The sequence below is a fragment of the Alkalicoccobacillus porphyridii genome (genome assembly GCF_007293315.1).
Lineage (GTDB): Bacteria > Bacillota > Bacilli > Bacillales > Bacillaceae_D > Alkalicoccobacillus > Alkalicoccobacillus porphyridii.
The window spans coordinates 433,668-453,530 of sequence record NZ_VLXZ01000001.1 but is presented as its reverse complement, the minus strand read 5'-3'; the positions used below and the strand labels follow the sequence as shown (position 1 = coordinate 453,530).

Genomic DNA, 19,863 nt, shown 5'->3' with positions numbered 1-19,863 from the left:
TGAAAGAATATAGGATATTTGTCTGAATAAGAAATTATGGTATGATGAATTGTATGAGAAATTGCACTCATTTTTAGGAGGTACGACATGAAGAAAGTAAGAAAAGCCATCATCCCAGCAGCTGGTCTAGGAACACGATTCCTGCCGGCTACTAAAGCAATGCCTAAGGAAATGCTCCCGATAGTCGATAAGCCAACGATTCAATATATCGTGGAAGAGGCGGTTGCATCTGGAATTGAAGATATTATTATTGTAACGGGTAAAGGTAAGCGTGCGATTGAGGATCATTTTGATCATGCGTTTGAATTAGAGCAGAATTTAATTGAAAAGCAAAAGCTTGAGCTTCTTGAGAAGGTGCAGGAAGCGTCAAAAGTAGATATACACTACATTCGTCAAAAAGAAGCTAAAGGTCTAGGACATGCTGTTTGGTGTGCGCGTAAATTTATTGGCGATGAACCGTTTGCGGTATTACTTGGTGACGACATTGTTCAAAATGAGAAGCCCTGCTTAAAGCAGTTGATTGATCAATATAATGAGACTGGCTCATCTGTGATTGGTGTCCAGCAGGTGGATGAGAACGTTACGGATCGTTACGGGATTATTGACCCAATGAGCCAGAATGGCCGCCTCTATAAAGTAAATCAATTTGTTGAGAAGCCGGCATTAGGCACAGCTCCGTCCAATCTTGCTATTCTGGGGCGCTACCTTCTTACGCCTGAAATCTTTACATACCTTGATAAGCAAGAGACGGGTGCAGGTGGAGAGATTCAATTAACTGATGCGATTCAGCGTTTAAATGAAGAGCAATCCGTGTATGCGTATGACTTTGAAGGCAAACGTTACGATGTTGGGGAGAAGCTTGGATTTGTAATGACGACGCTTGAATTCGCTATGCAACGTGATGATTTGAAGCCTGAATTAATTAAAAAGATGAAGGAATACCTTCAGCTTGAGGACATTCTAAAGCCATAAGAGTGAATGTTTTATTTATGTAAAGTTTGTAAAGTGATAGCACTTCCCTAATTGGGGGGTGCTTTTTTTTTGTGAAATAATTCTGCTACAATCAGTTTGTGACCATACTGTAAGACATCAGGATGTTTGTTGAGGGGGAAGTCTGTTGCTAGCTAGACACGCATTTGCGTATTTATTATCTCATGGCACTCCAGCTTTGGTTGGCTTTGCGGCTATTGCTGTATATACACGGTTATTAAGTGATACGGAGTATGGCACGTACGCGCTCGTTTTTGCGATTGCCGCCATGATGAATGCCATTGTATTTGAATGGTTAAAGGTAAGCTTCCTAAGATACTTTGCGAGCTATCAAGAAAAAAGGAAGCTAATGGAGACAGTGAAACTGACCTTTTTACTGTTAGCTGGGGCCACGACTTTTTTGGCTTTGCCCTTATATTTCTTTATGGAGAATTTAAGCTGGGTCCACATTTTACTTGCTTTTGTCTTATCATGGAGTCAATCCTGGTATCAGCTGAACCTGAGTCTTATTCGCTCTGAATTTAATCCTCAATTATATGGGTATTTAGCTTTTTCTAGATCGATTCTGTCCATGCTGTTTGGTGTGGTGCTTATTGTTGCAGGTTTTGCTGAATTAGGGCTCTTATGGGGGCTTGTGCTCTCTTTTGCTGTAACTTTGATATGGCCTACTTTGAATAGGTGGAAACTTCGTATGCATCTTCAACAATTTGATACGTCCTTGCTTAAAAGCTTTGCGAGCTATGGTTTGCCACTTGCTATCACTTTATTGTTAGCGGTTGTTATTCATAATTCAGATCGATTTATTATAAGTGCAATGATGGGGGTAGGAGCAAATGGAACGTACTCTGCGACCTATGATTTGACTGAACAAACGATTTTCACACTGATGATGGTGATTAATCTTGCTGCATTTCCGATTGCATTAAAAGCAATGGAATCCAAAGGAGAGGCAGAAGCGCTTCTCCAGGTAAAGGAGAATACAGGACTGCTTTTGCTTATCGCATTACCAGCAATGGCTGGGATGATTTTGATTACACCAAATGCAGTGTCTCTTATGCTGGGTGAAGCCTTTCGAGAGGATGCGTTAGTATTAATGCCATTTATTGCGGTTGGTGCTTTCTTGAAAGGCTTTAAACTTTATTCTGTGGATATTATTTTTCATCTACATAAAAATATGTCTATTCAATTGCTTCCGGTATTGATTGCAGCCGTGTTGAACGTAGCCTTAACGATTTGGTTGATTCCGCCATTAGGTTTAGTAGGAGCAGCGGTGGCGACCATTACGGCGTATGCAATCGCTATTATCCTAAGTCTGTTTTTCATGAGGATACCTATGCGAACATTTCCATTTCCATATAAAGATTTTGTAAAGATTTTGTTAGCGGTTGTAGGTATGACCGTCGCTCTATGGCCTTTAAGATCGTTTATAGGTATTGGATGGCTTTCTGTGCAGCTAATAATAGCATTAATGGTTTACGGAGGTATTGTGTGGTTGACAAATACCTTACAGATTCGGAGGCATGCCCACCGAATACTACATAATAAGAGGAAGATGTAAGCATGAATAAGATTGCCTTTATATTGTATTCGCTTGAAGGCGGAGGAGTAGAGCGAATGACTCTGCATTTAGCAGAGGGGTTTCTGAATAAAGGGTACGTAGTTGATTTGCTGGTTATTCAGCTTAAGGGTGAGTATGTGCAGGATATTCCCGATGGTATCAATATTATTGATCTGAACAAGTCTAATCTTCGCTCGAGTGTAGGAGCGATTCGCTCTTATTTAAAGGCAGAGAAACCTGACACAATCATTTCTGCTAAAGACTATATTAATTCAGTTGTGCTACTTGCTAATCTATTATCGGGTACAAAAACCAAAACCATTGTTAGCTGTCGTGTAAATCTGACGGAGCAAGCTAGGAGAGAGCCGTCATTTAACAAGGTAAAAAGAAGCGTCTCTCTATTATATCGTTTTGCTACTCATATCGTTGGGGTTTCACAGGGGGTGGCGGACGACATTCAACGTATTTCAAAAGTACCATCAAAGCGGGTGCATGTAATCTACAACCCGGTAGTTACACCTGCATTAATGCAAAAAGGGGCAGAAAAAGTGGAACATCCTTGGTTCTCGAATGAATACCAGGTAGCAGTAACAGTAGGGCGGCTGCATATTCAAAAGGATTATCAAACACTACTTCAGTCCATGAGCTATATCGAAAAAAAGAATTCGGCCTTTAGATTAATCATTGTTGGTGATGGTCCAGAAAGGGAACAGCTGATTGAGCAGGCTCATCAATTGAAAGTCGATCATCTTGTTGATTTTATTGGATTCCGTTCAAATCCATATCCATATATGAAAAAAGCAAAGCTGTTTGTGTTATCTTCCGCTTGGGAAGGCTTTGGCAATGTATTGGTTGAGGCTCTTGCGATGGGGACACCTATTGTATCTACTGATTGTCCAAGCGGTCCAGCAGAAATCCTAGATGACGGGCGATATGGACGATTAGTGACAGTGGGAGCTGAGAATCAGCTTGCTGAAGCGATGCTTGCAACGCTTGAATCACATCCTCCAGAACAGGAATTAAAGGAAAGAGCAAATCAATTTAGTTTAGAGCATTGCTTAGATGCATATGAACGGTTGCTACTAAATAAATAGTGGGGAGAACGAGATATGCTCAGTATAATCATACCTACGCTTGGTCAGAGAGTAGAGGAATTTAGAAGGTTATGTAAAAGTCTTGAAGAACAAACGAATCAATCATTTGAGGTTATTGTCACTTCTCAAGACCATCACAAAAAAGTAGGCGAGCTATTACAGACATTTTCATTTTCGTACCAGCATGTGACGCTTCATCGAAGAGGGTTATCATATGCTAGAAATGAAGGGCTCAAAATGATAAAAGGTGATTATGTCACTTTTTCTGATGATGATTGCTGGTATCCGTCAGATATGGTAGAGCGGGTAGAGCGCTTTTTCCTTGATCATCAGAAGCCTGTTGTGTGCTTTCAAATTTATGATCCTATTTCCCAACAGTCTTATAAAAATTACCCACTACAAAAAAAGGATTCTGTTAGTACCAAGGATCTCTTTCGGAAATCATCGATCGAAATCTTTGTTCATGTGACAAATGTGGATAAGCGTTATCTGAGATTCGATGAGAGGTTTGGTTTAGGTGCAGAGCATCCAAGCGGAGAAGAAAATATCTTTTTAGTTGGATTAAAAAGAGCAGGCTATGAAATAAGCTATATTCCAGTGCCTATTGTTTATCATTTAAAACCAACTCATGAATCAAGATTAGCTGAAAAAACGATGATTAGTAAAGGCGCACTCTTTGCAGTGCTCTATAACAAACCCATAGATATGCTGATGCTGACAGTTCTTTTTGCCAAGAAAATCCCTCATTTAAAACGACCTTTCAGCACATACATAAAAGCGGTGAGATTAGCGCTACAAATAGAAAAGAAGTAATTAAATTCATTCTATTAGCCACAAAAGCCTCACTATATCCCATATCATAATGGAGCTCTATGTACTACCATTTGGACATACTTAAAAACGGTCCCTAGATGACTCTAAGGACCGTTTTTATTTTGAATATTAACTAGGAGGAAATTCGAGGGTAGTTAGTTTGTGACTGCCGTCTACTTCCTCCCATTTAGTGTAATAAAGTAACTCACCCGAGGAACTATAACGATATAACCCATCACCGTATCGTGAATACCTTGTTTGTGGATTACTTTCAAGAACCTTTTTAAATTGAGTAAGCTGTTCTTCTTTCACAGGCTGACCCTGTGGAGTTAATTGTGAGAAATCCTCTTGATCTAGAGTCGCTAGATTGTTACGTATGTACTGATCTCCTTCTAATGTGCTTCGAATGGTTAATGTTTGCTCTCCACAAGCAGTAAGAAAAAACATACTACAAAGAACACTTAAACCAATTAAACGTTTCATAGCAACCCCTCCATCGTGATTTCGACTTTATTATAGCTTTTATTACTGTGGATGCAACTGGTTAAATGTAAATATTAAGATTGTAAATACGAATCAAAGTGAATGGTTATTTCAATTGAATCCGGTCATGCTATAACAAATGCAGCACACACGATACAAACATGGATGCATAGGATTGCATCAGTTCGTCCCATCTTTATAAAATCTTTACCTTCATTTAACAAAAGTGGTGATTTACACGTGTTATGATAATGAAAGCCTAAAAGACGAGGGAATTCGACTATGATCTTAACGTTAAAAAAAACGATTAATAAATATCAAACATTCATCCTTTGGGGAACGCTAGCGCTTTTTGCATTTTTAGCGCCATTTGCTGTTGTAAGTGCATATCAAAACGCCTTTCCACTTGCAACATCCGTTTTAATAAGCTCCCTAACAGTGGTGTTACTTGGTCTCGTTTTCTGGGGGAGTGAGCATCGTCATTCTTTGAGACATGTACTAAAAAATCCATCTAGTTGGGTTGTCTTAGCTTTACTTATTCCCGCAGTTCTAGCGGTGATGGCTGCCACCTATAATTTAACGGTGATGCACTCAGCTGAATTTATCCAATATTATCAATCATCGATGATCCGTAGAATTCTTAATGGAACACTGTATATGTGTATCATCCTCATCTTTTTAATGCTTATTCAACAGATGAATACACGAGAGCTACAGGTTCTTGGAAAATCTTATACGGCGGGCATTTATATTCTGATTGTTTATGGAGTTTGGCAGTTCCTACACTTTCTAATTGGATATCCAGCACCTGATTTTGAAACGAGGTCGGCTGTGCATAGTGTATCTTCTGATGTACTAATCAACTTTAGGTTAACCTCTTTAACGGAAGAGCCAAGTTTTCTTGTTCCATTCTTAATTGACGGCTTAATCATAGGATTTATGATCTTTGAGAGTAAAACAAAATATGTCTGGCAGCTTTTCCTTCCCGCTGTATTTGTTTTGTTTTTTTCATTTTCAGTAAGTGGGTATGCCAATATTGTTATCGTTGGTTTGTTTGTATTATGGCTGTTCATTAGTCTTAAGATGATCCCTATCAAGAAATTACTTATAACGATGGGGGCATTAACAGTTCCATTAATAGCGTCAATTGTTTGGAAGTGGAGTTTATTTGTTGGACTGCTTATGCCAATTATTGGTCGATTTGATGTGTTATTTGATGTTACTCGCCACAGCCGTTTGTATATGCTTGTCTATCCATTTGTCTGGCTAACAGACTTTTCATGGGTGAACACCTTATTCGGGTTTGGACCAGGTAGTTATGATTTCTTAGCAAAGACAAAATTTCTGTCCTATGGATCTCGTTTAAGCTCTACCTCTAATAATGTATTTGTTGATCTTCTCTTTGAGCATGGTCTAATTGGTGGAACTATTTTTCTCATAGTATTTATTCTGTTCTTTTTTTATCTATACAGAAGACGAAAGCTAAGTAGTTATTATGTGTATGGCGTCATTTTGTGGTTCCACTTAGGAGTGACCTCATTATATCGTTCCGATTTTGTGTCTCCTAGGTTCTGGCTCATTGTTATGGTGACGATATTGTGCGCTGAACTTGGAAGAAGAGCTACCCTGCAACCACAATGGACGAATGAGACTAACAAACTCCAAGTACGAAAGGTAGGAGATTCTTCATGAAGGTATGTGTCGTCGGAACAGGTTACGTTGGATTAGTATCAGGTGTTTGTTTTAGTGATATTGGGCATCAGGTGGTCTGTGTAGATAATGACCAGTTAAAAATCGATAAGCTTCGACGGGCAGAAGCAACGATTTATGAGCCGGGTCTTGAGGAATTGTTACAAAAGAACATCAAACAAAATCAATTGTCTTTCTCTAAGGAGCTTTCAGCTTCCATCAAAGATGCCGAAATCGTTGTGATCGCTGTAGGAACACCAGCTAACGAGGATGGATCAGCGAACCTTAAATACATTGAGGCTGTGGCCAAAGAGATTGGTCAGCATTTAACCTCATATAAAGTTATTGTGACAAAAAGTACGGTGCCAGTTGGAACAGGTCAAAAAGTAAAGGGATGGATAAAAGAACAATGTGGTGAGATTCCTTTTGATGTTGCCTCGAATCCAGAGTTCCTTCGCGAAGGCTCTGCTATTCATGATACAATGCATATGGAGCGCGCAGTATTAGGTGTTGAAACAGAAAAGGCTGCACAGTATTTAAAAAATCTCCATGCACCTTTTAACACTCATCTTATTGTGACCGATATTGAAACGGCAGAGATGAGCAAATATGCTGCTAATGCGTTTTTAGCAACAAAGATTAGCTTTATTAACGAGGTAGCAAATTTATGTGAGAAGCTAGATGCGGATGTAACTAAGGTTGCTGAAACAATGGGGTTTGATCCTCGTATTGGTGCCGCATTTTTAGGAGCGGGCATTGGATATGGTGGTTCCTGCTTTCCTAAGGATACACAGGCGTTCATTCAAATGGGTATAGAAGCAGGCTACAATCTAAAAATCGTACCTGAAGTGGAAAAAGTTAATTTTGAGCAAAGAAAACGTCTTGTTGATAAGATTGAGCTAGCTTTCTCAGATAGTCTTAAAGGTAAACACATTGCAGTCTTAGGCTTAGCTTTTAAACCAAATACAGATGATATGAGAGCGGCGCCAGCCATTGATATTATTCCGATGTTACTAGAAAAAGGCGCAAAGGTTAAAGCGTATGATCCGGTAGCGATGGATCGTGCCATGAAAATAATGCCTTATGTCGATACCGCAGAAAGTTGGCAGGAAGCGGTTAAAGAAGCGAATGCAGTGGTTATCTTAACAGACTGGAAAGAATTTAAAGAAATTGATCTAGATGTACTGAAATCTAAGGTAACAGATCCAATTTTGATTGATGGGCGAAATGTATTTGATCCAGTGGAGATGAGAGAAAAGGGATTTTACTATGATTCCGTTGGACGTAAAAAAATGAGTATTGAAGGGGATAATTATGAAAGTATTGATCACAGGGGGAGCGGGATTTATAGGCAGAAACTTAGTTGAAGCCTATTTAGAGCGAGGTGATGAGGTAGTCGTCGTGGATATTAAAGCCGCTAATCAACATATCGAATGGCTTGATGGCTGCAAGGTTTATGGAATAGACATCAGAGATGAAGAATTTATTTCCATTGTAAAAGAAGAAAAACCAGACCTAATTAATCATCATGCAGCACAAATCGACGTGCAATCTGCATTAAAAGATCCAAGCAAGGATGCGTCTATCAATATACTCGGCACGATTAATGTTCTAGAGGCCTGTAAGCAAGTGCCAGGCTGTAAACTAATCTATCCTTCTTCAGCGGCAGTATATGGGACGCCCGAGTATCTTGGGGTAGATGAGAAACATCCGATTCGACCATTATCAATGTACGGCATGTCTAAATTCACACCAGAGGATTACATTCGTATTTACTCAGATTTATATGATATTCCATACACCATTTTCCGTTATGCAAATGTGTACGGAAGATATCAGGATCCTAAAGGAGAGGGCGGAGTGATTTGTGTCCTCATGAATTGTGCATTAAAGCATGATCCGTTTACGTTATATGGGGATGGGCAACAAACCAGAGATTTTATCCATGTAGCTGATATTACCTCAGCAAATCTTATGGCAAGTAATGAATCCTTTAACGATGTGTTTAATATAAGCACTGGAAAAGCAACGTCACTCTTAGAAACCATTAGCTTAATGGAGGGAATTGCCGGATTTGAATTTAAAAAGCAAATAAAAGAAGAACGAAAAGGAGATATTAAGCATAGCTACTTACTAAATGATAAAGCAAAAGAGATTATAGGATGGACACCACAAATTGATATTGAAAAAGGCTTGGGGGAGACTTTTTCATTCTATCAATAAGTGAGTGAGGGGATAAAAAGCTTGGCATAGTGCCGTGGCTTTTTATCCCCTTTTTATGTTGTGTTGGAGAGGAGAAGGACAATGCTTCCAATCGTAAAACGAATCGCCGCTATCGTGATGATCACCCTATTTATAAGCGGATTTTTCTTCCTAGATGAAGGGAAGAAAAAACCTGCCTCGGGAGAAAAAGAAACCGTAGTAGCTGATAACGAAGAGATTATGGCGATACGTATGGTTCATAATGCTACGGCTTTTAAGCTTACACAGCTACAGCAAGAGCAAGCCCCTTTAAGTGAAATGGAAAATGAACTGCACTCTTATTTAGGTGGGGAACTACTCCAACAGAGTCTCACTTGGCTTGAAGAGAATGAAAGCACTGAGATTGAATCCTTCCTTCGCGTGGATACTGCTGTCAGTCCAGTTGTTGAGGATGAAGTAGCTGACCAAATTACGTTGATTTGGGGTTCGCCTCGCCAAAGTCATAATGAAGTGACCTATAAGAAGATAAATGATGTGTGGAAAGCCATAGATATGAATACGGCATCCGGGAGTGAATAGAACCATGAATCCATTAGTATCCATTGTTACCCCTGTATTTAACTCGGAAAGGTTTTTGATTGAAACGGTTCAATCCATTTTGGCCCAGACCTATTCAAATTGGGAGCTCTTTTTAGTGGATGATGGTTCTACAGATCAGAGCATAACCATTGCCCGGGATTTTGCCGAAAAGGATGAACGAATTAAACATATTTTGCTCGAGGAAAACCAGGGAGCTGCAGGGGCAAGAAACACAGGAATCATGATGGCAAATGGAAGATATGTGGCTTTTCTTGATAGTGACGATTTATGGGCCCCACAGAAGCTTGAGAAACAAGTGGAGTTTATGGAGACGAATGAATATGTGTTTAGCTTTACCAGCTATAGAATTATACGTGAAGACGGGAAAGAGCGGGAAAAAGTAATTAGAGCACCGGAAGTCGTAACCTATGAGTCCTTATTAAAAAACACCATTATCGGATGTTTGACAGTTATGTTAAATATTAAAGTGCTAGGAAAAGTACAAATGCCCACAATAAGAACGAGACAAGACTTTATGCTGTGGTTAAATATTTTAAAACAAGGCAGAAAAGCGCATGGCCTTGATATGGAGTTGGCTTCTTATCGGAAAGTAACAAATTCCATATCAAGTAACAAACTGAAAACAGCGAAACGGAACTGGATGATTTATAGACATCACGAGGGGCTTCCATTTTTGCGAGCTTGCTTTGTATTTGCAAGCTATGCATGGCATGGATTTAAGAAATTATAGTGGGAAATAAGCTATTCTAAATCCTTTGTTAAGCCTTTGTAAATCAGCGTACAGGAGGGTTTTATTCTGATATTCTCGAGGTAATGTTTCAACCAGAAACCAAAGTTCTGAGGAGATTACTTATGGTGCAAATGTATATAATAGGATTATTGACAGCTTTTTTAGTAACCATTGCTTCTATACCTGTCGTAATGAAGCTTGCTCGAAAATGGGGATTTGTAGATAAACCGAATCATCGAAAAGTACACCAAGCAAATATGCCTCGAATGGGTGGAGTCTCCATAATTCTTGGTACGGCAGCTGGGGTTGCGGTTCTTTGGCCAATGCTCGGACCAACACAAGATGACATGTTATATATTATTCTGGGAGCCCTCGTCCTTTTGATTGTAGGTTTAGTGGATGATCGCTTTACATTAGGAGCAAAATCAAAGTTAATTGGCCAAATCGGTGCAGCTTCGATTGTAGCGATGTCGGGCTTACGTATTGAGTTCATGCAAATGCCGTTTGTTGGAAATATGGATTTTGGTGTATTTAGCTATTTAGTGACGGTTTTATGGATATTAGCTGTCATTAATTCAGTCAATTTAATTGATGGATTAGACGGACTAGCGGCAGGGGTAACGATTATTGCCGTTTTAACAATGATTGTGATGGCTTTTGCACATCCGATCGCTTACGCGGGAGTCATTGTACTATCCTTAGCTCTACTAGGAAGTTCAAGTGGATTTTTATTGTTTAATTTTCATCCGGCTAAGATCTTTATGGGAGATACAGGATCGATGTTTTTAGGATATGCAATGGCAGTTATCTCCATGCTTGGGTTATTTAAAAGTGTGACCTTGTTTAGCCTTATCGTGCCCTTGTTAATCCTTGCTGTCCCTTTTATTGATACAGCCTTTGCCATTATTCGCAGAACGTTAAATCATCAGAGTATTGGTACACCGGATAAAGGGCATCTTCACCACTGCTTGCTAGCGATGGGATATGGGCATCGAAAAACCGTTTTGATTATTTATGGGATTAGCTTGATGTTCGGCATAACAGCCGTATTATTCTCGCAAACCGCAAGTTGGATCTCATTAGTTATTTTGGTTGTTGTCCTGTTCATTACGCTGATATTTGCAGAAATGATTGGTTTAGTTGGACAGAAACGAAAGCCGTTGTTATCTGCGCTTGAGAAGATGCAGGTACTTAGAAAACTTGATTAATAAATAGTGAAAAGCTTTGCTAAAGAAGGCATCCTTGACGCAGAGCTTTTTTTGTATACAAAAATATACGTCTTTATAACAAGCAGACGAATTGGAGGGCCGACAGCTGCTGGGAGAACAGGAGGCCACTGAAAAAGTCATGTAAGAATGTGCTGAATGGCGCCGCTACAGGAGAACCCTAGCACCCGCAAGAACGGCCTCAGCCCTTGAAGTGGAAGGGCGCCACTTCAATGTCTTCAGACGCGTTCTGTTCCGCAGGAGTCTACGGGTTCTCCTTCCGCTAACGTACTGACTTAAAAAAATTGAAGAACGTTCGCAGACTTAATAAAATCGTTTTTCAGTTGCCTCGATGAAAAGGTTCAATGAGATAAATCGACGAAGTCGGGTTAGCTCATTACCTTCCCGCGGTAAGCGTGCCCCCATTTTCGGGAGCGGCAGCCGAAGAAACACTTTACATCGTTGTAATTTACATATAAGTATAACTCTATCTTGGTTTAAAAGAGTCCCAAGAAGTTAAACGAATGTACCAAGACGTTTTAGACAATAATCTTAAAAAAACAGGAGTAAAGACAAGTACATGTCTTTTTCTCCTGTTTTTGTTCTTTAAAAACCAATTGTTTTAATTTGTTTTTACATACTGAGCAGAGACCCAGCCTGTTCTGTTATTGGCTTTAACCTTTAACCATTGGCCATTCTTCTCAAGAATTTCAACATTTGTATTCCGATCAAGCGTAACGATAAAATTATCGCTTGAAACACTTGCTGAAGAGCGAAGGTTGAGACGATCAGTTGTGGTCCCAGTGCTTGATGTGTTTGTAGCAGGTTTAGCTGTAGACACCTGATTGCCGCCGGTATTCACATACTGAGCGGAAACCCAACCGGTTTGCCCACCAGCTTTCACACGAAGCCAGCTGCCGCTTTTCTCAAGAATTTCTACTTTTTGATTGTTGGTTAAGGTCGTAATAATGTTATTCGCCTCAACCTTATTGGAAGAGCGTAAATTCAAGCGAGCAGTAGTAGTTCCCGTACCTGTTACCTTGTCCACATTCTGAGTCGGAGGAGCTGGAGTGGTGTTCGAGCCATCCGTCTTCACATATTGAGCGGAAACCCAACCGGTTTGCCCCGCGGCTTTCACGCGAAGCCAGCTACCACTTTTCTCAAGAATCTCAAGCTTCTGATTGTTATTCAGAGTGGTCAGGATGTTATTCGCTTCAACCTTATTAGACGAGCGCAAATTGAGACGAGCGGTCGTAGTACCAGTTCCAGTGCCTTGACCGACATTCTGAGCCGGAGGAGCTGGAGTGGTGTTCGAGCCATCCGTCTTTACATATTGAGCAGAAACCCAACCGGTTTGTCCCGCGGCTTTCACACGAAGCCAGCTGCCACTTTTCTCAAGAATCTCAAGCTTCTGATTGTTATTCAGAGTGGTCAGGATGTTATTCGCTTCAACCTTATTAGACGAGCGTAAGTTAAGACGAGCGGTCGTAGTACCAGTTCCAGTGACCTTGTCAACATTCTGAGTTGGAGGAGCTGGAGTGGTGTTCGAGCCATCCGTCTTCACATACTGAGCGGAAACCCAACCAGTTTGTCCTGCTGCTTTCACACGCAACCAGCTACCACTTTTCTCAAGAATCTCAAGCTTTTGGTTGTTGTTTAAAGTAGTAATAATGTTATTCGCTTCAACCTTATTGGAAGAGCGTAAATTCAAGCGAGCAGTAGTAGTTCCCGTACCTGTCACCTTATCAACATTCTGAGTTGGAGGCGTCGGTGTGGTGGTGTTCGATCCGTCCATTTTCACATATTGAGCGGAAACCCAACCAGTTTGTCCCGCGGCTTTCACACGTAACCAGCTACCATTTTTCTCAAGAATCTCAAGCTTTTGATTGTTATTCAAAGTAGTCAAGATATTATTCGCTTCAACCTTATTAGAGGAGCGCAAATTGAGACGAGCGGTCGTAGTACCAGTTCCAGTGACCTTATCAACGTTTTGAGCCGGAGGAGCTGGTGTGGTGCTCGAGCTGTCTGTTTTTATATATTGAGCAGAAACCCATCCGACCTTACCAGCCGCACTTATTTTAAGCCAGCTACCGTTTTTCTCTAATATATCGACCTTTTGATTATTGTTTAAGGTTGTGACAATGTTATTCGCTTCAATCTTATTAGAGGAACGGAGATTTAGGCGTGCGGTTGTGGTACCGGTGCCTATAACTTCATGTGATCCGTTGCCACTCTCAATTTTATCGTCATTGTTTGCAGGAGGATTTCCAGATGTAGCAGTTACTTTAACAAACTCAGCAGAAACCCAGCCATCTACACCATTTGCACTAATCTGATACCAGCCATCCTGTTTACTTATAATGGTCAGCTTGGTGCCATTAGCAAGCAGGGTGAGGCGATTTGCACTAGTGCTTGGTGCTGAGCGCACATTTAAGTTAGCGGTTGTTACACCTGGAGTGCTATCCTTTTTTTGCCCTTCATCGATATTAGAGAAGTCTGGTGTAGTGCCTGGTTGGTTCTTATATTGAGGAATCTCATAATGGAGCGTGTAGTCATCAACTAAGCTATACATGCTCGCCATTCGAGAGGTTTGTTTTTCAGCCCAACCAATATCTGTTGCATACTGATGAGTAGCTGGAGCGTCGGGATTCCATCGCATTTTATAGAGCGTGTTTTGTCCTTTTGCTATGTAGTTATTTCCGACAAATTGTGCTCCACCGATAATCGCAGCTTCCTTCGTAAACCAGCCTTGATGAAAGGCGTAGGCAGCTCCAGCTTGCTCTGCATTTCCATCAAAAGCTCCAATCCCGTACATATTATAAACGGTCTTACCGTTGTAATTAATTCCTTGTGCAAGTTTAGACGTTCCATTTCCAGTTTCGAGTAATGCGTGCGAGATCAGATAGATCTCATTTACTCCATGGGTCTTTGCGGCATTAATAAATGCTTGACCTGTTCCAGATAAAGAACCCTTGCCATTTAACAATTGATTGTTAACAGCCTGGGCGCTTAAGTTGGCTGTTTCACTTAAATTAAGAAATTGATAATAGCTGCTTGTTCCAGGCTTAAAGTTATTTGGATTTAGATAATGTGCTACATCCTCTGGGCTAGCATTTTTCCAGGAGCGGTCATAGCGAATTTGATACCAAGTTGAACCGTCCTGTGCTTGTTTGCTACCAAGAATAGTCAGCTTTTGACCATTGGAAGTTTGTCCAACCTTCCACGATTCACTACCGGCACCACCACGTACATTCCAAGCTCCCTTAGATGTTCCAGTCTTACCGCCTGAATCTAAATTGACTCCATCTGAATGGATATAAACATTGTAGCTTTTATCTGTTTGGGCGTTTGCTTTCACTTGCTTCTCGACGACTTGATTAAAATCTAGATCATAGTGAATAACCTTGTAATTTGAACTAGCTAAGGCAGATTGAAAAGGTACTGAAGACATCATAACAGCTAAAGCAATGGGTGAAGTACCTGCAACTACATGAGAAATCTTAATGAATCTCACCTCTTCATAGGAAATTAGTATAGGAAACCAAATAACCAGTTTCCTAAGCTTATTATCGGTGTAAATGGGTAAAAAGTTAAGAGTTTATATGACAAATTTCGATTTTTTCTATAAAACAGTTCTATATAACTAGTATTATAGTCTTTCTAAATATCGAGATAAAAATCTCTAAATTAGCCAGAATATTAGTAGTTCAAAATCTCTTCAAAAACGCGAATCCATTATAATGAAGAAACTAGTCGAAAAAACGTGTATTTTGGTGATCAGAGGTGAGAGAGCTTTACTAAAATTGCCTTTACAAATAAATTCTTTTGTAATATAGCTTTTCTCGCTGAGTAGGTTAAATGAGGAAGTGTAAATTTCGTAATAATTCTTCGTAATTTAAAAGATTCTGATTGATTTTCCTATAAATACCTATAAAAATTTACGAATTACATCAGTCAGATGAACAGTGGGAGATAATCTACCGAAAAAAAATATTATTTTAAAAAGATTGAATATTGCATTCTTTGGAGGTCTCTTTTATAATAAAAATAATAAATTTACGAAATTTGCAAAAAAATCTCGCTAAATTCTATTAAAACGTAATCCTAGAATGTTTTTTTTACTAAATATATGAGTGCGAAGAGGTTGGTTTATGGTGAAGCTGGATGTTGTTGATTTTGCCATCTTAAAATTACTTCAGGAGAATGGTAAAAAACCGTATACGGAAATTGCAAAGCAAATTGAAGTAAGCGAAGGTACAATTCGAACGAGAATTAATCGAATGCTGCAGGATGGTGTATTTGAATTTATTATCCACATTGATCCTAATGCCATTGGGCTGAACGTCCAAGCTATTATTGGCATCACAACAAAGCTTGGTCAGCAAGAGGCCGTAGCCAGGCACTTAAATCAATATCCTGAAGTACGATTTGTAGCAGCATTTTCGGGAAGGCATGACTTAATATTACAAGCCTATTTTAGTAGTAATGAAGATCTTGTTCATTTTGTTAACAAAGAATTAGCAAAGCTGGACGGGATTGTATCAGCTGATGTCAGCATAGAGTTGAAACAGTATAAGGATACATTTTCTTATATGGCTCAAACTGAATCTTAAATTTTTTGAAAATAACCACATTTATAAATATCGGGGTGGATTACTTGGATAAAGGGTTACTAAATATAAAGAATCTATCAACCTCTTTTCGTATTAATGATCAATTCTACGCTGCGGTTGACAATGTCTCATTAAGTGTAAATAAAAATGAGATTCTCGGTATTGTAGGAGAATCAGGTTCTGGGAAAAGTGCATTGGCCTTTTCAATTATGGGTCTTCATGACAAGTTAAATTCAAAGATCGAAGGCGAGATTAATTTTAAAGATCAAAATATTGCGGCTCTTTCAGAGAAAAAGATGAACAAATTGCGCGGCGAAGAAATTGGAATGATTTTTCAGGATCCTTTAACCGCATTAAATCCATTAAAAATTGTTGGAGAGCAAATTAGTGAGATGCTCTATTTGCATACTAGACTTGGGAAAAAAGAGAGAAAAGATAAAGTTCTTGATCTTATTAATCAAGTAGGCATACCTCGTCCGGAATATGTTTACAATCAATATCCACATGAGTTATCTGGTGGGATGAGACAGCGTATTGTCATTGCCATAGCTATTGCGTGCGATCCGGAATTTCTTATCGCAGACGAACCTACTACAGCGCTAGATGTAACAATCCAAGCACAAATTCTTTCTTTAATAAAAAGACTGAAAAATGAGACCAATAGTGGAGTTATCTTAATTACGCATGATCTTGGTGTCGTGGCGGAAATGGCAGATAGGGTAGCTGTTATGTATGCGGGCCAAATTGTTGAAATTGCGCCAGTGAAAGAATTGTTTAAAAATCCCAAACACCCTTATACTCGTTCATTGTTAAACTCAGTACCTCACGGACATGAAGCTAAATCTAAATTACATGTCATTCAAGGGATGGTGCCTTCCTTACAAAAGCTTCCGCGGACAGGTTGTCGCTTTGCTCCGAGAATCCCTTGGATATCAGAATCAGCTCATGAAGAGCATCCAGAGTTGAATGAAATCTCACCTGGACACTTTGTGAGGTGTACGTGTTACAAGCATTTTGAATTCCCTGATCAGGTTGAGGAGGCAGTTGGCAATGGCGTTACTGGAAGTTAAGGATTTAAATGTACATTTTCCAATTAAAGCAGGTATTTTAAAACGGACAGTCGGTCATGTGAAAGCTGTAAATGGTGTTTCCTTTAACTTAGAACCTGGCCAAACCTACGGACTGGTTGGTGAATCGGGCTCTGGGAAAACAACCTCTGGACGAGCAGTTATTGGATTAAATCAAATTACGTCTGGACAGGTACTTTTTGATGGAAAGGATATTTCCAAGGGATTAAAGGGTGGATTTGATTTTCGAAAGGATATTCAGATGATCTTTCAGGACCCTTATTCATCATTAAATCCGAAAAAAAGAGTAATAGATATAATCTCTGAACCGTTACGGAATTTTGAAAAGCTCACTCGAGATCAAGAGAAAGCAGCGGTTAAAGATTTATTAGATAAGGTAGGCTTGAATCCAGAGAGCATATATAAATATCCACATGAATTTTCTGGTGGGCAAAGGCAACGGATTGGGATTGCTCGAGCCATTGCTCTTAAACCAAAGCTAATCATTGCTGATGAGCCCGTCTCAGCTTTAGATGTTTCAGTGCAAGCCCAGGTACTTAACTTTCTACAAGATATTCAGCAAGAATTAAATCTAACCTATCTATTCATTAGTCATGACTTAGGGATTATTCGTCATATTTGTGATCGAATAGGTATTATGTATAAAGGTAGATTTGTAGAAGAGGGCACAAGTGATGATATCTTTAATAATCCTCAACACATCTATACGAAGAGACTACTCTCAGCGATTCCTGATATTGATCCGGAGAACAGAGAAAATCGAGATGCCTTTCGAAAAGAAGTCTCTGAGCAGTACGCTCAATCATATAATGACTATTTTGATGATGAAGGACAGGTTTTTGATTTGCGGCGAATCTCAGATACACATTTAGCTGCGATGCCTGGAAAGGTTGACTGATATGTGGAAATTTATTGTGAGAAGATTGTTCGTTGCAGTGCCTCAGGTTTTTATGCTTTCAATTCTAGTGTTTTTAATGGCTCAAGCTATGCCTGGAGATGCATTGACAGGATTGATTGGTGATCCCGATCTTTCACCTGAAGCAATTCAAGAAATTAGAGAAAGAATGGGCATTGATAACCCATGGTATGTTCAATATAAGGACTGGATTTGGAACGCTTTGCATGGCGATTTTGGTCGCTCGTTCTCACAAAGAGTGCCAGTAGCCGATTTAATAGAAGCTCGGATGTGGAACACAATATGGTTGTCTTTATTCTCAACAATTCTAATCTACCTTATGGGTATTCCTTTAGGAATTTTTAGTGGAAAGTACCACGATACAATTCGAGATCGTATCATAACAGGTTATACCTATGTTGGATTCGCTACACCTATTTTCATTTTTGCTTTAATTATGTTACTAGTATTTGGATTTATGTTGAGGTGGTTCCCTACTGGAGGAAGTGTATCTCCGGGATTAGTGCCAGGGACCTGGGATTATTTTGTTAGCAAAATTAATCATTTAATCTTGCCTTCATTCTCGATTGCACTTATTGGTGTTACAAGTACGGTTCAGTATCTACGTAGTGAGATAATTGATACAAAGCAAAAAGACTTTGTTCGTTTGGCCAGGTCAAAAGGTGTATCTGATAAGAGACTTTATAATAATCATGTATTTCGAAATTCATTAATGCCAATTGCAGCGATTTTTGGATATGAAATTACTCTGATCATCTCCGGCTCAGTCTTTGTTGAGGCTATTTATTCGTATCCTGGAATGGGACAGCTCTTTGTTCAATCTATTACATCGAGAGATTTTAGTGTGGTAACAGCCCTGGTTCTAATATTTGGATTAGCCTATATCTTAGGCGGGTTGTTGTCAGACATTATTATGAGCATAGTTGACCCGAGAATACGAATTAAATAACAAACTCACAAAAGAGCAGGGGTGAATGGTTGTGGCAAAAGATATTGCAGTGGAAGAAAAATCTCCTTCTGGCATTAGTATAATTTGGCGGGAACTTGTCCGCGATAAAATAGCGTTTATATCATTTTTACTTGTTGTCATACTAGCATCAGCTGTATATATTACTTCAGCAATTCTAGATCAAGCAGAAATAGTTAGAGTTGATCTGTTTGCAATGTACGAGCCTCCATCAGCTGAATATTGGTTAGGAACCGATTATGGTGGTAGAGATGTTTTTGGTCAATTAATAATAGGTACGGCAAACTCTCTACAGGTTGGAGTTTTTGTAACGTTACTTAGTGGTACCGTGGGAGTATTAGTTGGTTTAATTGCAGGATATTTCGGTAACTGGACTGACAATATTCTAATGAGAATTCTGGATTTCTTCCAATCATTACCTTCACTAATGATCATCATTGTAGCGGTAACTATTGTTTCATCATACGATGTGTTTAGTTTCTCATTGATTATGTCGACTTTTTTATGGATGCATATAACACGTATTATTCGAGCAAAAGTCATGCAAGAATCCGCTCAAGAATATATTCATGCTGCAAGAACCTTAGGGTCATCACATGTAAAAATCATGTTTTATCATCTATTACCTAATGTGATGTCTTTAATCATTGTAACGATGACATTAAACCTAGCAGCAAACATCGGTATTGAATCTGGCTTATCATTTTTAGGCTTTGGTTTTCCCGAGTCTACTCCAAGCCTAGGAACACTAGTCAGTTATGCAAGAAACCCGCAAGTCTTAGAGTATCGCCCATGGATCTGGTTACCTGCATCTTTACTCATTTTTGTATTGATGCTGTGTATAAATAATGTCGGACAAGCGCTTAAGCGTGCGACCGATGCAAAACAAAGAAGAGGTTAAAAGGAGGAGTCAAT

The 19,863-nt window shown here is 39.4% G+C and carries 17 protein-coding genes; 15 read left to right on the top strand and 2 right to left on the bottom strand.

Annotation, left to right across the window (positions count from 1 at the left end; translation table 11 throughout):
- Positions 1–87: 87 nt before the first annotated feature.
- The 4 genes from galU to FN960_RS02110 all read left to right on the top strand — a co-directional run bounded on the left by galU (position 88) and on the right by FN960_RS02110 (position 4,455).
- The gene (galU, locus tag FN960_RS02125) at positions 88–972 is read left to right on the top strand and encodes a UTP--glucose-1-phosphate uridylyltransferase GalU (protein ID WP_143846719.1); all 885 of its coding nucleotides are present in this window, start codon (positions 88–90) and stop codon (positions 970–972) included.
- Between the two features lie 145 nt (positions 973–1,117).
- Entirely contained in the window at positions 1,118–2,548 is a 1,431-nt protein-coding gene (locus tag FN960_RS02120; RefSeq protein ID WP_143846718.1) for an oligosaccharide flippase family protein, read from the top strand.
- Between the two features lie 2 nt (positions 2,549–2,550).
- A complete protein-coding gene (locus FN960_RS02115) occupies positions 2,551–3,642 on the top strand; it encodes a glycosyltransferase (protein WP_143846717.1) in 1,092 nt (363 codons plus the stop codon).
- 15 nt (positions 3,643–3,657) lie between these two features.
- On the top strand, positions 3,658–4,455 hold the full coding sequence (locus FN960_RS02110; protein ID WP_143846716.1) for a glycosyltransferase family 2 protein: 798 nt from the start codon (positions 3,658–3,660) through the stop codon (positions 4,453–4,455).
- 129 nt (positions 4,456–4,584) lie between these two features.
- Here the strand turns inward: FN960_RS02110 and FN960_RS02105 are convergent, their stop codons facing one another.
- Positions 4,585–4,938 carry an EexN family lipoprotein gene (locus tag FN960_RS02105; protein ID WP_143846715.1) on the bottom strand — a complete coding sequence of 118 codons (354 nt, stop codon included), beginning with the start codon at positions 4,936–4,938 and terminating at the stop codon, positions 4,585–4,587.
- A gap of 282 nt (positions 4,939–5,220) precedes the next feature.
- Between FN960_RS02105 and FN960_RS02100 the strand changes: the two genes are divergently transcribed.
- The 6 genes from FN960_RS02100 (at position 5,221) to FN960_RS02075 (ending at position 11,367) form a co-directional block, all read left to right on the top strand.
- Positions 5,221–6,630, top strand: a complete 1,410-nt coding sequence (locus FN960_RS02100) for an O-antigen ligase family protein (protein ID WP_143846714.1) — start codon at positions 5,221–5,223, stop codon at positions 6,628–6,630.
- Positions 6,627–7,994 (top strand): UDP-glucose dehydrogenase family protein, encoded by a 1,368-nt coding sequence (locus FN960_RS02095; protein WP_143846713.1) that lies wholly within the window; start codon positions 6,627–6,629, stop codon positions 7,992–7,994. Before FN960_RS02100 ends, FN960_RS02095 begins: the two co-directional genes overlap by 4 nt.
- Positions 7,942–8,850 (top strand): NAD-dependent epimerase/dehydratase family protein, encoded by a 909-nt coding sequence (locus FN960_RS02090; protein WP_143846712.1) that lies wholly within the window; start codon positions 7,942–7,944, stop codon positions 8,848–8,850. The genes FN960_RS02095 and FN960_RS02090 overlap by 53 nt, the downstream gene beginning before the upstream one ends.
- Positions 8,851–8,931: 81 nt before the next feature.
- Complete coding sequence (locus FN960_RS02085; RefSeq protein ID WP_143846711.1) at positions 8,932–9,408, top strand: hypothetical protein; 477 nt, start codon at positions 8,932–8,934, stop codon at positions 9,406–9,408.
- Between the two features lie 4 nt (positions 9,409–9,412).
- The gene (locus tag FN960_RS02080; protein WP_143846710.1) at positions 9,413–10,159 is read left to right on the top strand and encodes a glycosyltransferase family 2 protein; all 747 of its coding nucleotides are present in this window, start codon (positions 9,413–9,415) and stop codon (positions 10,157–10,159) included.
- Positions 10,160–10,281: 122 nt separating this feature from the next.
- Positions 10,282–11,367, top strand: a complete 1,086-nt coding sequence (locus tag FN960_RS02075) for a glycosyltransferase family 4 protein (RefSeq protein ID WP_143846709.1) — start codon at positions 10,282–10,284, stop codon at positions 11,365–11,367.
- Between the two features lie 619 nt (positions 11,368–11,986).
- Here the strand turns inward: FN960_RS02075 and FN960_RS02070 are convergent.
- Positions 11,987–14,878, bottom strand: a complete 2,892-nt coding sequence (locus FN960_RS02070) for an SH3 domain-containing protein (RefSeq protein WP_143846708.1) — start codon at positions 14,876–14,878, stop codon at positions 11,987–11,989.
- A gap of 637 nt (positions 14,879–15,515) precedes the next feature.
- On the opposite strand from FN960_RS02070, the gene FN960_RS02065 reads away from it, so the two are divergent.
- From FN960_RS02065 to FN960_RS02045, 5 genes are read left to right on the top strand one after another with little or no spacing between them, the layout of a single operon-like run.
- Positions 15,516–15,977, top strand: coding sequence for an Lrp/AsnC family transcriptional regulator (locus FN960_RS02065; protein ID WP_143846707.1), 462 nt, complete (start codon positions 15,516–15,518; stop codon positions 15,975–15,977).
- A gap of 44 nt (positions 15,978–16,021) precedes the next feature.
- Positions 16,022–17,047, top strand: coding sequence for an ABC transporter ATP-binding protein (locus tag FN960_RS02060; RefSeq protein WP_143846706.1), 1,026 nt, complete (start codon positions 16,022–16,024; stop codon positions 17,045–17,047).
- A complete protein-coding gene (locus tag FN960_RS02055; RefSeq protein ID WP_143846705.1) occupies positions 17,028–17,963 on the top strand; it encodes an ABC transporter ATP-binding protein in 936 nt (311 codons plus the stop codon). The genes FN960_RS02060 and FN960_RS02055 overlap by 20 nt, the downstream gene beginning before the upstream one ends.
- 1 nt (position 17,964) lies before the next feature.
- On the top strand, positions 17,965–18,930 hold the full coding sequence (gene opp4B, locus FN960_RS02050) for an oligopeptide ABC transporter permease (protein ID WP_143846704.1): 966 nt from the start codon (positions 17,965–17,967) through the stop codon (positions 18,928–18,930).
- A 25-nt stretch (positions 18,931–18,955) separates the two neighbouring features.
- Positions 18,956–19,849 carry an ABC transporter permease gene (locus FN960_RS02045; RefSeq protein WP_143846703.1) on the top strand — a complete coding sequence of 298 codons (894 nt, stop codon included), beginning with the start codon at positions 18,956–18,958 and terminating at the stop codon, positions 19,847–19,849.
- Positions 19,850–19,863: the final 14 nt, after the last annotated feature.

Excerpts from the sequence above, each read along its gene's own strand:
- FN960_RS02095 (WP_143846713.1), top strand. The coding sequence starts at position 6,627 with ATGAAGGTATGTGTCGTCGGAACAGGTTACGTTGGATTAGTATCAGGT.
- FN960_RS02105 (WP_143846715.1), bottom strand. The coding sequence starts at position 4,938 with ATGAAACGTTTAATTGGTTTAAGTGTTCTTTGTAGTATGTTTTTTCTT.
- FN960_RS02085 (WP_143846711.1), top strand. The coding sequence starts at position 8,932 with ATGCTTCCAATCGTAAAACGAATCGCCGCTATCGTGATGATCACCCTA.
- FN960_RS02045 (WP_143846703.1), top strand. The coding sequence starts at position 18,956 with ATGGTTGTGGCAAAAGATATTGCAGTGGAAGAAAAATCTCCTTCTGGC.
- FN960_RS02110 (WP_143846716.1), top strand. The coding sequence starts at position 3,658 with ATGCTCAGTATAATCATACCTACGCTTGGTCAGAGAGTAGAGGAATTT.
- FN960_RS02075 (WP_143846709.1), top strand. The coding sequence starts at position 10,282 with ATGGTGCAAATGTATATAATAGGATTATTGACAGCTTTTTTAGTAACC.
- opp4B (WP_143846704.1), top strand. The coding sequence starts at position 17,965 with ATGTGGAAATTTATTGTGAGAAGATTGTTCGTTGCAGTGCCTCAGGTT.
- galU (WP_143846719.1), top strand. The coding sequence starts at position 88 with ATGAAGAAAGTAAGAAAAGCCATCATCCCAGCAGCTGGTCTAGGAACA.
- FN960_RS02100 (WP_143846714.1), top strand. The coding sequence starts at position 5,221 with ATGATCTTAACGTTAAAAAAAACGATTAATAAATATCAAACATTCATC.
- FN960_RS02115 (WP_143846717.1), top strand. The coding sequence starts at position 2,551 with ATGAATAAGATTGCCTTTATATTGTATTCGCTTGAAGGCGGAGGAGTA.
- FN960_RS02055 (WP_143846705.1), top strand. The coding sequence starts at position 17,028 with ATGGCGTTACTGGAAGTTAAGGATTTAAATGTACATTTTCCAATTAAA.
- FN960_RS02090 (WP_143846712.1), top strand. The coding sequence starts at position 7,942 with ATGAAAGTATTGATCACAGGGGGAGCGGGATTTATAGGCAGAAACTTA.
- FN960_RS02080 (WP_143846710.1), top strand. The coding sequence starts at position 9,413 with ATGAATCCATTAGTATCCATTGTTACCCCTGTATTTAACTCGGAAAGG.
- FN960_RS02065 (WP_143846707.1), top strand. The coding sequence starts at position 15,516 with ATGGTGAAGCTGGATGTTGTTGATTTTGCCATCTTAAAATTACTTCAG.